General features: G+C 41.5%; 14 protein-coding genes. 6 read left to right on the top strand and 8 right to left on the bottom strand.

Annotated features, from left to right (window positions below; all coding sequences use genetic code 11):
* Positions 1–188: 188 nt before the first annotated feature.
* The 3 genes from ACE1AT_RS23525 to ACE1AT_RS23515 all read right to left on the bottom strand — a co-directional run bounded on the left by ACE1AT_RS23525 (position 189) and on the right by ACE1AT_RS23515 (position 2,318).
* Positions 189–560, bottom strand: coding sequence for a phage holin family protein (locus ACE1AT_RS23525; RefSeq protein ID WP_016859298.1), 372 nt, complete (start codon positions 558–560; stop codon positions 189–191).
* Positions 561–788: 228 nt separating this feature from the next.
* Positions 789–1,430, bottom strand: coding sequence for a biopolymer transporter ExbD (locus ACE1AT_RS23520; RefSeq protein WP_374872780.1), 642 nt, complete (start codon positions 1,428–1,430; stop codon positions 789–791).
* A 114-nt stretch (positions 1,431–1,544) separates the two neighbouring features.
* Entirely contained in the window at positions 1,545–2,318 is a 774-nt protein-coding gene (locus tag ACE1AT_RS23515; RefSeq protein ID WP_374872778.1) for a MotA/TolQ/ExbB proton channel family protein, read from the bottom strand.
* A gap of 503 nt (positions 2,319–2,821) precedes the next feature.
* Here ACE1AT_RS23515 and ACE1AT_RS23510 point away from each other — a divergent pair.
* Positions 2,822–3,007 (top strand): competence protein ComE, encoded by a 186-nt coding sequence (locus ACE1AT_RS23510; RefSeq protein WP_374872776.1) that lies wholly within the window; start codon positions 2,822–2,824, stop codon positions 3,005–3,007.
* A 76-nt stretch (positions 3,008–3,083) separates the two neighbouring features.
* Entirely contained in the window at positions 3,084–3,473 is a 390-nt protein-coding gene (locus ACE1AT_RS23505) for a hypothetical protein (protein ID WP_374872773.1), read from the top strand.
* Between the two features lie 51 nt (positions 3,474–3,524).
* Here the strand turns inward: ACE1AT_RS23505 and ACE1AT_RS23500 are convergent, their stop codons facing one another.
* The gene (locus tag ACE1AT_RS23500) at positions 3,525–4,541 is read right to left on the bottom strand and encodes an NAD(P)-dependent alcohol dehydrogenase (RefSeq protein ID WP_374872771.1); all 1,017 of its coding nucleotides are present in this window, start codon (positions 4,539–4,541) and stop codon (positions 3,525–3,527) included.
* A gap of 146 nt (positions 4,542–4,687) precedes the next feature.
* Here ACE1AT_RS23500 and ACE1AT_RS23495 point away from each other — a divergent pair, with 146 nt between their 5' ends.
* The 4 genes from ACE1AT_RS23495 to ACE1AT_RS23480 all read left to right on the top strand — a co-directional run bounded on the left by ACE1AT_RS23495 (position 4,688) and on the right by ACE1AT_RS23480 (position 8,699).
* Positions 4,688–5,002, top strand: coding sequence for a hypothetical protein (locus ACE1AT_RS23495; RefSeq protein WP_374872769.1), 315 nt, complete (start codon positions 4,688–4,690; stop codon positions 5,000–5,002).
* A gap of 72 nt (positions 5,003–5,074) precedes the next feature.
* A complete protein-coding gene (locus tag ACE1AT_RS23490) occupies positions 5,075–6,445 on the top strand; it encodes a sensor histidine kinase (RefSeq protein WP_374872767.1) in 1,371 nt (456 codons plus the stop codon).
* A 143-nt stretch (positions 6,446–6,588) separates the two neighbouring features.
* Positions 6,589–7,623 (top strand): zinc-dependent alcohol dehydrogenase family protein, encoded by a 1,035-nt coding sequence (locus tag ACE1AT_RS23485; protein WP_374872765.1) that lies wholly within the window; start codon positions 6,589–6,591, stop codon positions 7,621–7,623.
* 95 nt (positions 7,624–7,718) lie between these two features.
* Positions 7,719–8,699: an aldo/keto reductase gene (locus ACE1AT_RS23480; RefSeq protein WP_374872763.1), complete on the top strand. Its 981-nt coding sequence runs from the start codon at positions 7,719–7,721 to the stop codon at positions 8,697–8,699.
* A gap of 263 nt (positions 8,700–8,962) precedes the next feature.
* On the opposite strand, the gene ACE1AT_RS23475 is transcribed toward ACE1AT_RS23480, so the two are convergent.
* From ACE1AT_RS23475 to ACE1AT_RS23460, 4 genes are all read right to left on the bottom strand, one after another.
* Positions 8,963–10,654, bottom strand: coding sequence for a sodium:solute symporter family protein (locus ACE1AT_RS23475; RefSeq protein WP_374872760.1), 1,692 nt, complete (start codon positions 10,652–10,654; stop codon positions 8,963–8,965).
* Positions 10,654–10,917 (bottom strand): DUF4212 domain-containing protein, encoded by a 264-nt coding sequence (locus ACE1AT_RS23470; RefSeq protein ID WP_374872758.1) that lies wholly within the window; start codon positions 10,915–10,917, stop codon positions 10,654–10,656. The genes ACE1AT_RS23475 and ACE1AT_RS23470 overlap by 1 nt, the downstream gene beginning before the upstream one ends.
* A 54-nt stretch (positions 10,918–10,971) precedes the next feature.
* Entirely contained in the window at positions 10,972–11,808 is an 837-nt protein-coding gene (locus ACE1AT_RS23465) for a tetratricopeptide repeat protein (protein ID WP_374872756.1), read from the bottom strand.
* 230 nt (positions 11,809–12,038) lie between these two features.
* On the bottom strand, positions 12,039–12,959 hold the full coding sequence (locus tag ACE1AT_RS23460) for a ribonuclease D (protein WP_374872754.1): 921 nt from the start codon (positions 12,957–12,959) through the stop codon (positions 12,039–12,041).
* Positions 12,960–13,008: the final 49 nt, after the last annotated feature.

Raw genomic sequence — 13,008 nt, 5'->3', positions numbered from 1 at the left:
ATCATGAAAAAACTAACCACATAGACGCGCTTTACTCGGCTACCTTTGGTAGGCGCGTTAGCGACAGGCGTGCAAGTAGACAGGGAGTGTCGAAGCGCAGGGTAGGACACAAAGGACACTAAGAAATAAGAGCTTGGGAGAGTTATTGCGTAAGTCCTAGTCTTATCCGAACAGTATTGGAATAACTACTAACTGTTCAATGGCAAAATAGTATAAATTATCTTCATCACTATCGAGAGTGTTAGCGCTCCTAAAATTGCGCTCCAAATCCCAAAACGTAAGCGAAATCCCTGTACTAAATATGCTGCTATCCCAAAGCAGATTACTGTAATTAAAAATGAGAAAAATCCATCAAGCCATCCAAATGTCAAGATATTTGGTAGCTTGAATGTAAACTCTAGTATTGGTCTAACTAATGCTGTCACAATTCCAAATACAGCAGCAGAAACCAAAGTTTTTTGAGGAGTATCAATTTCTACTCCGATAAAAGGCACTTTACTAATAATATAAAAGCTCGCAGCTACTACTAACCAAGCAATAAAAAGCGATACAATATTCATTGCCACAACCCTTAACACTTGAATGGCGATTGGTCAAAATAAGGCAAGAAAATTTACTCGGTTGATGTGGAGAAACAAACCGAAAATGAAGCTTTAATTTGTAAGTTAGCATAAAAACTTTAGCTAGCGAAATTTTATTTTAGATATCTTTAGGTTTAGAAACTTAATAGACGTGCGTTAGGGAAGCCATGCGCGACAGCGCTATTCGCACGTCTGTTAACTTCATATTTAGGGAGCAGAATTCGTCTTACCTGGTGCTGTGGGTTGTTGAGGAGAAATACCAGTGTTAGACTGACCAGGTGCAACAGGAAAGGGAACTGAATTAGGAATAGCAGGAGAGTTGAGATTAAGCTCACCTTGAGGATTGAAAGGAGTAACTGGTGCTGTGCCAGGGTTAACAGGAAAAGAGGGAGGATTCAGAGGTGAAGAATTAGCGGGCTTGTCTGAAGAGCCTGGTATGATTCCCAAAGATACGCGATCGCCTCCCACTTGTCGCAGCAAATCTAATAATTCTATGACATCGTTATAAGTTGCTGAACGAGAAGCATTGAGTACTAAAGTACCATTGGGATTTTTCTGCAAATAATTTCTTAAAATCCCTGCTAGCTGTTCGCGTTGAATCGGTTGTTTTTCTACATAGGTTTGACCAACAGCATCAATAGTTACAGGTAAAATGTTTTGACTTTGCGATGCATTGATATTACCTGCTGCTGCGGAACTGGCTTTAGGTAAGTCAACATTAATTGCTTGCTGGCGAGTAAATTGTAAAGATGCCAAGATGAAAAACGTCAAAATACAAAAAATGACATCAATTAAGGGAATGATCTGAACTTGAGCATCTTCAATGGGAGTATGTAAATTAATTTTCATATGACATTGTTTGGCGTTAAGACCGTAATTAGTAATTGCTGATTAATTCATGGCTGATAGTTGATGGTTGATTGTTCCAAAAACAAACAACAAACAACCAACAACATACATAACTTACTTATCAGAATCAGATGGATCTCGATCTGAAATTTCTGGAGGTTCAGAAAACTTATTTTGAGTTCGCTTGCGCCCAGTAATGAATTTCCCACCAGTAGAATCCCGAACAATAGCTTCAGGTACGTTGATATTAGATTTACCTTTGCTCAAATCAGGCGATGATTGCAAATAAAGCATTTCCAAATCATTCCCTGCTTGACGGAATATTTTGACTTGATTGACTAGTAAAGCTTGAAAGAATCGATAGAAGATCAAGCTAACAATAGCGACTCCCATTCCTATAGCTGTACTGTATAGAGCTTCTCCAATACCTGTAGTTACTCCTGCTGTTGCTTCTGTTCCCAAATCGCCAATCCGAATTGATTCCAAAGACCTAATTAACCCCCAAACTGTACCAAACAATCCCAACAAAGGAGAAACAGCAATCACAAGTTCTAAAACTTTTTCACCTCGTCGCATGTGAGCTAATTCGGTTTCTGCTGTTGACTCTAGTGCTAGTCGAAACAGTTCAGCATTGCTTATCGGTTGGCTTAAAGGAGCATACAAAAACCTACCAATTGGCTGATCAGTTACTTGTTTAGCCATATTCCTGGCGATTTCCCAATCGTTACGCGCAGCTTCTAGAACGCGATTAACAATTTCCTTTTCTTGATTTAAAATTCGTAACCAGAACCATAGACGCTCTAAAATCACACTTAACGACAATACCGAAAACAAAAGTAATGGCCAAATCACTGGCCCAACTTTACGAAATATATCTAAAATCTCCACTGCTTACATTTCCTCCGTCCGTTTCTATAGCAACTATCCCACAGCATTTTAATACTAGAGTGGTAAAGGTGGCTTTGTTGAATCTGAGAAATTAAAAATGGGGAACGGGGAAGGTAGGGGTTCCCTTTGGGGAACTCGGGAGGGGATCGGGGAATGGGGAACGAGGATTGGAGAAATGAGTTTTGCAATAAATAGGAATTTTTTTAGGAATTTTTTTATCAGTAATTTTACAGAAGCTGGACTATAATATTATTTCAATGAACGACAGCATAGGTTACTCCAGAAGTAGTGGACTTAAATGCGGGTGAATATTGAACATATAGCTTCTGGAAGCATCGTTGAAATCATATTGGCAAAGGTAAAGGACTTGACAAGCTTGCCTTAACCTGAATCTGCTGAGTTTGGCTAAGACTCAGCACATATTTTTTTGCAAAAAACGTTTGTGGTAGTAACTTACTTGCTACCACTTTCTTGCTCTTCAATTGCAATGCGCGGAACTATATATGAACAGCAGAAAAGAAAGTGAAAGAAACGGAAAAGCTCATGAAAACAATATTGGTGAGATATTTACTCCTTTGGGAGGAGGAGAATATATGGAGGAAAGCTCAGGTCATCCGGTTGAGAGAGAACAAATAGTGAAAGATGATAAAGATGAAAAAGGCAATGGATCTAGTTCCAAACAAGCCTAACTAATTCAATATTTATCCCCACACCTGATTTTAACTGTTGTGGGGATTGTACTCAGAGGTTGCTTGAGAGGCAATTATGGAAGAAGAATTTACTCAAAGGTATCAAATTATCAGTTCATCTGAGGAATTGAAAAAAATACCTACTAGACAATCCTATACTAGACCACTTCACATAGTGACATACTGGAGAAAAGATAATGATTTTTTTATTGAAAAAACTACCCTAACTTTAGGAAAAGCACTGAAACAATCGGATATTGAAGCAGCTAAATCGATACATAATTCCGTCGAAGAACACTTTGGATTAACCAGAAAAGAAGTCTTCAGTGTACTGCTGGAGCTTTATGGGGGACAAAATGGCTACTACGTTGTTGATTTAAAAAATCGGCAATACTTTTACTTTAAAAACTACGAAGATATGAAAGTCAAGCTAGAAGAATTAGGCTGTAAACCTGTTGATTACTAATCATTCAAATCTCTCCGCATTCCCACCTCTCCACATCCTCACTTCACCGCTTCACTGTGTGACTTTAATCACCACTTTTCCAAAGTGCGCTGCGCTTTGCAAGTAACGATAAGCCTCTTGTACTTGGTTAAACGCAAATACTTTATCTATGATGGGTTTAACTTGATGTTGAGCAATGGTTTGATTCATTGCTTCAAAATTTTCTCTACTACCTACGTAAATTCCCTGAACTGTCAAACTTTTAAAAAGTATTGGTAAAGGATCTACTTCCTCTCCCCTACCCGACAGAACTCCAATTAAACTGACACGTCCGCCAATTCGGACAGCTTGTAGAGATTTTGGTAAAGTGCCAGTACCACCTACTTCGATCACATGGTCTACACCAGTGCGATCGCTCAATTCATAAACTTGCTTGTCCCAATCCGGCGTTATCTTGTAGTTAACCGTCTCGTCAGCACCTAATTCTCTGGCACGTGCTAGTTTATCCTCGCTGCTAGAGGTAATGATCACTCTCGCACCATGGATTTTGGCAAACTGAAGAGCAAAAATAGATACTCCACCTGTACCAAGTAATAATACTGTGTCATTGGCGCTGACGTTACCTTTAGTTACCAAGGCGTGCCATGCTGTTACAGCTGCACAGGGTAGGGTTGCACCTTCTTCATAGGAAAGATGATCAGGTAATATTACCACCCCATCTTGGTGTAAAATGACATGCTCTGCTAACATACCATCAATGCCACCCCCCAAATCAGATTTCATCTTCTGGCGGGTGAGTTGACCGTAAATCCAGTCTTGAAAGAAAATACCAGCGACGCGATCGCCTACTTTAACTCGTGTTACACCTTCACCGACAGCGACCACTTCACCTGCACCATCGGACATCGGAATGAGTGGATATTTTTGCGTAGGGTTATAAGTTCCTGCGGCTACTATCAAGTCACGGTAATTAAGAGATGTGGCGTGGACGCGAATGAGGACTTGACCTGCTTGAGGTTTTGGTTCTGGTCGTTCCACTAATTTCAAGGCGTCAATACCTGCATTACTTTGGAGTTCGTATACTTTCATAAATATTTTTACTCATCTAGATGGATTTCTGCTCAAACGATTTCTCAATTCCACAATCGCTTTTTAATTTGTAATGATAGCGTTCTATTAGCCAACTGTTGAATTCTTTCTACTATGCTGGCTATGGGGAGAAGAGCAACAAAGGAGTGAAGCTATTACTTTCAATTGAGGAAGAAACTATGTATTTTGGCGGTGAAATCAAAGATATCGAAATATATAGAAATCAGCAAAGACCTGGTTTTGATGAACTGTATCACAAAGTCCGATTTATTCTGCAATCAAATGGAATCGAACCAGTCCAGATAGATATATGGGTGCATCCAAATTACCCAGAAAACAACTTGGTGAAAGTTGCGAAAACATTTTTACACAGGCGTTTACTTGATCTGGTTGAACTGGCGAGTGAAGATATCTATCAGCCACAAGAAGTAGACGCCCTTTGGCAAACCGTAAAACCCTGATAACTGTCTTCCTTGTCCCCCTTGTCTCCCTTGTCTCCGCGTCCTTATTTCACATAAATAAAAGGAGTCTCCATGCTACACGATCCTAATCAGATGACGCTGTTTCCAAAGTTAAATGATCAAGCTTTAGAGGAGATGAAACAGTTTGGAACTGAAATCTGGTTGAATACGGGAGATATGCTGTTTCATGAAGGTGATACTAACTATCACTTTCACGCCATTTTAGAGGGTGAGTTAGAAGTTACTAAGCAAGTGGGTGGTGAAACCAGACTTTTGGCGATTCATCGCCGGGGTGAATTTGTGGGTGAATTGTCGATGCTGACTGGTGCGGCTTCTATTGCTAGCGGAAAAGCGATCGCACCTACTCATGTCCTCCAAATTGAGGTTGATACTTTTAGACACATTCTGGTTGAGTGTTCACCCCTAGCTGATGTAATTCTCACAGCCATGGCTGGGAGAACCAAAGATGTAGAAGCTCAACTACGCCAACAAGAAAAGATGGCAGCGTTGGGTAAACTATCAGCAGGTTTAGCACACGAATTAAATAATCCAGGGGCGGCGGCGCAAAGGGCTGCGTCTTTATTACGTCAGAATTTGCAAAACTTGCAATCTCTGACTTTACAATTAAATAGCCTCACACCCGAACAATTAAATTTGCTTGTGGATATACAAAATCAAGCCACAGCATACGCCGCCACAGCACCGAAACTTAACCCCATCACCCAAGCGGATAAAGAAGACGAAGTTTTAGAATGGCTGGAAGATCATGATGTAAATTATGCTTGGAAACTTGCTCCGACATTAGTTTTTGTGGGGATAGATTCGAGGAAACTCGATATAATTGGCGATCGCATTCCTGCGGAATTCTTGAGCAATGTATTGACTTGGTTAGAAGCTTCTCTTGCAGCAACAGGACTGATCAACGAAATTGAACACAGTACAGGACGCATTTCTGAGTTGGTGAAAGCAATAAAAGGCTACACCTATATGGATCAAGCTCCTTTGCAGGAAATAGATGTGCATGAGGGTATCGAAAATACTTTACTGATCTTTCAATGTCGGATTAAAAAGGGTGTGATTGTTCACCGCAACTATGATCGCACTTTGCCACGCATCAACGCTTATGCTGGCGAACTTAATCAAGTATGGACAAATTTAATTGATAATGCCCTGGATGCGATGGATGGTAAAGGGGAATTGACAATTCATACTTATAAAGAAAATAACTGTCTTGTAGTTGAAATTATTGATACTGGTTCTGGGATTCCGGAGGCGGTTCAATCTCGGATCTTTGAGCCGTTTTTTACTACCAAAGGTGTGGGGAAAGGTACTGGTTTGGGTTTAGAAATTAGCTACCGAATTGTTGTCAATCGGCACAAAGGAGATATTCATGTTGAGTCAAAACCAGGTAATACGAAGTTCCGGGTACGATTACCAATATGACCGAACAATTTGCAGTTCGCAGTACTCGCGAATTGCTATTAGACTTCAGTCTCAAGACGTATATTCTCTGGATGGCAGAGCGCTAAGATTTGAATGATTTTGAGCAATAAAAATCACTAAAAATTATTCCTAGAGGGTAGACAATGCGAGCAACTGTTTATCACGGTCCTGGTGACGTGCGGGTGGAAAACGTTCCCGATCCGCAAATTCAACAGTCCACCGATGCAATTGTCCGTATTACTCACGCTTGCATCTGTGGTTCAGATTTGTGGTTCTACCGAGGATTAGATAATTGGCAACCAGGATGGCGTGCTGGTCACGAGTGGATGGGTATAGTCGAGGAAGTCGGTTCTGATGTTCGCAACCTCAAAAAAGGCGATCGCGTGCTTGCTCCCTTTGCTTTTTCTGATGGTAGTTGCGAGTTTTGTGGTAAAGGTTTACAAACCTCTTGCGTCCAAGGTGGTTTTTGGGGCGGTAAGAATAATGGCGGACAAGCAGAAGCGGTACGCGCGCCTTTTGCTGACGGGACTCTGGTGACAGTACCCCCTGAAGTTGAGGAAGATGATGCTCTGCTGACAGCAATTTTGCCCCTGACTGATGTGATGTCTACTGGTCATCACGCGGCAATTTCTGCGGGAGTACGACCAGGAAATACAGTAGCAGTAATTGGTGATGGCGCTGTGGGATTGTGTGGTGTGCTGGCGGCGAAGAGATTGGGAGCAGAACGGATCATTATTCTTGGTCGTCACGAGCAACGTTTGGAAATTGCTCGACGCTTTGGGGCTACCGATGTAGTCACAAGTAGAGATCAACAGGCGATCGATGAAGTATTAGAAATGAGCAAGGGCGGCGCAGAATCAGTATTGGAATGTGTCGGTACTGAGTCATCAATGGATACTGCGATCGCCATTGCTCGTCCTGGTGGTGCGGTTGGCTACGTTGGAGTACCCCACGGTAGCGAGACAATCAACCTGGGAAAAATGTTTATGTCCAACGTGACTTTACGCGGCGGAGTTGCACCAGCTCGTGCCTATATTCCTGAACTACTTGCCGATGTGATCGCTGGTAAATTTGACGCCTCCCCCGTCTTGGATCTCACCGTTAACTTGGATGGTGTACCCTCTGGATACGCAGCAATGGACAATAGAACAGCAATCAAGGTAATGGTGCGACCTTAATAACAATTTAATAACAGAAATCGTAGGTTATTGCATTTCGGGGCTTATTTCTTGCCAGAATGCAAAATATGATTTGATCACAAAGGGAAAAACCAATGCAGACACGTAAGTTAGGCAAACAAGGGCTTGTTGTTTCCGCTTTGGGACTTGGTTGTATGGGAATGTCTGAGTTCTATGGCGCTCAGGATGAGGCTGAGTCGATCGCGACTCTTCACCGCGCTTTAGAACTGGGTGTGAATTTCCTTGATACTGCCGATATGTACGGTTCTGGTGCAAACGAGGAACTTGTCGGTAAGGCGATCGCAGATCGTCGAGATCAGGTAATTTTAGCAACAAAGTTTGGCATCCAACGAGGTCAAGATGCTAGTTTCCGGGGTATCAACGGTAGCCCAGAATACGTTAGTCAAGCTTGTGATGCTTCACTGAAACGGCTGAAAGTTGATTACATCGACCTCTACTATCAGCATCGTGTTGATCCAAATGTGCCAATTGAAGACACAGTGGGAGCAATGGCAGAACTTGTACAACAAGGTAAAGTTCGTTACCTGGGACTTTCGGAAGCTGCACCAACAACGATTCGCCGCGCCAATGCAGTTCACCCAATTACAGCGTTGCAAAGCGAGTATTCTCTATGGACACGTGATCCAGAAGATGAAATTTTGCCAACTTTGCGGGAGTTAGGAATTGGCTTTGTGGCTTATTCTCCTTTGGGAAGGGGATTTTTGTCTGGACAAATCACTAACCTTGATGATTTAGCAGCAGATGATTTCCGTCGTGTTTCGCCTCGCTTCCAGGGTGAAAACTTCAACAAGAATTTGCAACTGGTGGAACTAGTAAAAGCGATCGCCACTGAAAAACAAGTAACTCCCAGTCAACTAGCACTAGCCTGGTTGTTAGCACAGGGAGAAGATATTGTTCCCATTCCCGGAACTAAACGCCGCAAGTATTTGGAGGAAAATGTGAAGGCTGTCGAGATTACTTTAACACCGGAGGATTTGCAACGCATCGATGAAGTTGCTCCTAAAAATGTCGCAGCAGGCGATCGCTATGCGGACATGAGTACAGTTAATCGTTAGGAAAGGGGGATTGGGGATTGGGGATTGGGGGGGAAACTTCTCGGTTGAAATGAGAAACTTCTCGGTTGAAATGAGAAACTTCTCGGTTGAAATGAGAAACTTCTCGGTTGAAATGAGAAACTTCTCGGTTGAAATGAGAAACTTCTCGGTTGAAATGAGAAACTTCGGGGTTAGAACCTAAAATTTGTGGTGCGTTAGGCTTTAGCCTTAACGCACCCTACTGGTTGGGATATTACTATTCCCTATTCCCTGTTCCCTAAATGTTAATCAAGGTGATCTTCATCAAGTTCTGCAATTGCTGGTGGTTCATCACCAGGGGTTCTTAACACCTCAACCATTTCTTGGACTTCGAGTGGTGGAGGTGGTGTGAGTCGAGAAACGCTCCAAGTGACGACGAAGTTGATTAACATACCAAGAGTTCCAATTCCTTCGGCAGAGACTCCGAAGAACCAAGGTTGCATTCCGTAGAATTTCACCCCAACTATATAAAAGATAGTGAAGCACAAGCCAACCACCATACCGGCGATCGCTCCTTCTCGGTTTGTCCGCTTGTCAAATACTCCTAAAATAATGATGGGGAAAAAGCTAGCCGCAGCTAAACCGAAAGCAAAGGCCACTACTTGAGCCACAAAACCAGGTGGATTAACGCCAAAATAACCAGCGATCGCGATCGCAAAGCCAACCATGACTCTACCAACCATGACTCGTCGGGATTCGGAAGCGCCAGGATTGATCATCCGATAATAAATATCATGAGCTACCGCACTGGAGATTACCAACAGCAATCCCGATGCTGTAGATAAAGCCGCCGCTAAACCACCAACTGCTACCAAAGCAATTACCCAAGGTGCTAATTTTGCGACTTCCGGCGTGGAAAGCACGATAATATCTGGGTCAATAACAATCTCACTGGTTTTTTTATCTGGTGTTAACTCAATTAGCCCATCATTATTTTTATCTTCAAAAGTAAGTAACTTGGTATTCTCCCACTTTTTCGCCCAATCAAACTGATGGATTTGCTCAATTGTTTTGTTGTGTAGACTATCAATTAGATTATAGCGGGCAAAAGTTGACAAAGCTGGTGCTGTTGTATACAGCAGGGCAATCATTAACAACGCCCAACCGGCAGAATAACGTGCTGCTCGCACATCAGGAACAGTATAAAATCTGACGATAACATGAGGTAGTCCCGCAGTTCCTACCATCAAAGCAACGGTAGTAAATAAAACATCCAACATTGACTTATTTACGAACGGTTTCGTGTATTCTTGGAAACCAAGGTCAACTTGGATTTGGTTCAGTTTTGGGACAATATCACTAAAAACAAACGCCAATTGGGGGATGGGGTTTTTCGTCAGCAGTAGAGAGATCGCAATAGCCGGAATTAAGTAAGCAACGATTAAGACGCAGTATTGAGCTACCTGAGTCCAGGTAATACCTTTCATACCTCCCAACACTGAGAAAAAGCCAACGATGACCATCCCAATTACAACACCAGTACTGATGTCTACCTGCAAAAAGCGGCTAAATACAATACCCACACCGCGCATTTGTCCAGCTACGTAAGTCATCGAGACGAAGATCGCAGCGATCACTGCTACTACACGGGCGACATTAGAGTAATAGCGATCGCCAACAAAATCAGGAACTGTGTATTTACCAAACTTCCGCAGATATGGGGCTAATAGCAAAGCCAATAAAACATAACCACCAGTCCAACCCATCAAATAAATTGAACCATCGTAACCTAAAAAAGAGATTAACCCCGCCATGGAAATAAACGAAGCGGCTGACATCCAATCAGCCGCCGTCGCCGCACCATTAGCGAGAGCGGGAACACCGTGATCGGCGACGAAAAAGCCTTTACTATCTTGAACACGGGTTCGCCAACCGATATAGAGATATAGAATAAAAGAAAGGATAACAAATAGAGTAGTCCAAGCTTCAACTGACATTATTTGTCTCTCCTTTTGATACCGTATTGGCGATCAAGTTTATCCATCTGTACGGCGTAGACAAAAATTAACACCACAAAAACAAAAATTGAACCTTGCTGCGCCATCCAAAAGCCGACAGGTAAACCACCTATACGTAAATTGTTCAATGGTTGCACAAGTAGAATACTGCAACCAATTGATACAAACGCCCAAACAAGGAGAAGATTTCTAATCAAAGCCGTGTTTGCACGCCAGTAAGCCTGACGCTTATTTTGGTTCATAATAATGATTTGTTAAACGCAACGCTTAGGAAATCATTATTCTACAGAAGTGGACTAACGCTGAAGATTGTTGATATTTTGCATCACTTGTTGATATAAATCCGTATTCTTTTGTTTTTGAAAAATATTTGCTGCTTGTTTGAGGTCAGAAGTTGCTCCTTGTTTGTCTCCGAGCGCCGCGCGAATATTACCACGATTATTATAAGCTGCGGCAAAATTGGGATTTAAGCGAATAGCTTGGTCGAAATCATTAATCGCCCCTTGGTTATCACCTTGGGCGGAACGGGCGTTTCCTCGGTTATTGTAGGCAACAGCATACTTAGGATTGAGGCGAATAGCTTGATCATAATCTGCGATCGCTTCGTTTCTTCTGCCCAAGGCGGCGTAGGCGTTACCTCTGTTATTGTAAGCTTCGGCGTAATTGGGAGCAATCCGAATCGCTTCGTTATAATCTGAGATTGCGGCGTTGATATCTCCCGTTGCAGCGCGGGCGTTACCTCGATTATTGTAGGCTTCGGCATAGTTGAGAAACAGGCGAATAGCTTCGCTGTAATCTGCGATCGCCTTTTGCTTATCATCCAGATCAAAGTGAACAAGTCCCCGCCCATTGTAAGCTTCAGCATACTTGGGATTAAGCTTGATGGCTTCGGTGTAAGCTGCGATCGCACCTTGAGCATCGCCTTTGATATGTCTATACTGACCCTGAGTATAGAAGTCTCCTGCTTTTGATGGTTTTGATGTTGGACTCTTGGGAGGACTAACACCAATTTCTGTTACTAACACCTCATTATTCCTCGCACAAGAAACAGTTGCCAAGGCTATAAATGTCATAAGTGTAGCGATGCTAACTGTTATTCTTGTCAATTTTTGCTCCTCTAACCACAATTTCATAAGTCATTCTAAATTAAGTAGATGTTCCTAAAAATTGTGCTAATCAGTTTTATTAATGTTCCACTATTTTCTATATTTAACAATAAAAGCTCACAAACATCTAATTAATAAAGCAATGCTAAATTATGTGTAAAAACATCTCATCATATCTTTTATTTTGGGACTTTATGTGCTTGTGGTTTCAGAAGAATTCCTATAACAATCTTAACGAAATTATCATATTGCAGAATTTATTCATCCTGAGCTATATCTTCTTCAGTTTTGGTACTTAAGCGCCAAGTTTGCGTTTTCTCTAGCTCTACAGATAATTGTTCAAGATTTTCTCCCAAATCTTTTTGCATTTTCTGCGTCAATGTAATGGGGAAATCTAGTTTAATATCTTTATTTTGTGTTAATTTTACTAATTCTGATAATGCTACTTTTATTGTTGTACGTTCATAACTATTTAACTTTAAATCAGAGGTTTCAGATAAATTTTGAGCTTGCATAGCTTTTTTGATGCGCTCTTGTAAATGTTCATATTCTGATTTGACTATTTTCCAATTGTGTTCAACTTCTTGATATTTTTTTGCGAGTTCACTTAAGTCTTCTGTTTGCGAATCAGGGTTACTTTTTTGGGTTAATTCTATTAAGCGTGAATGCACTTGAGCCAGATAAATACAGTCTAGATAAGCATATTCTATTTGTCCTTCAGTCAAAGGTCGCTGTCCCCAGTCGCTGCTTTGTTCTTGTTTGTTAATATATAAAAATTTGCATAGTTTGGCAGCAAGAGTTTTAAGTTGATAGTTAGGTAATGGCAAGATATAATAAGGAATTTTTTTTGCCATTTCTAGAGTACAAGTGACATTTTTAGCTTTTTTATTACCCAAGAACTTCAAATCGTAGCTGGCATTATGAAAGACTTTTTCAATTGCAGAATTTGTCATGATTTGACTAATGAAATCAGCCACAATCTCCGGTGACTCTAATACATCTAAAAGATAAATGCGATCGCCACTCATATCTGTTGCCTCGTCTAGTACCTGAATCAGTGACAATTTGGGATGATTACTTTTATAATCAGCTACTTCTGTATCTATCCACAAAATTGAGCTTTGAGCAAATTCAGCAATCTGAGAACGAATTGCACTAGCCGATGTCAGATAAGGCATGTTGAGGAAGCATCTAAAAATTAAAGAATGTTTTACAAGTGTATCGTTA

It is taken from the genome of Pelatocladus sp. BLCC-F211 (genome assembly GCF_041928655.1).
Taxonomy (GTDB): Bacteria; Cyanobacteriota; Cyanobacteriia; order Cyanobacteriales; family Nostocaceae; genus Pelatocladus.
Note: the sequence above shows the minus strand (reverse complement) of the source record. Positions and strands in the feature narration are given on the sequence as shown.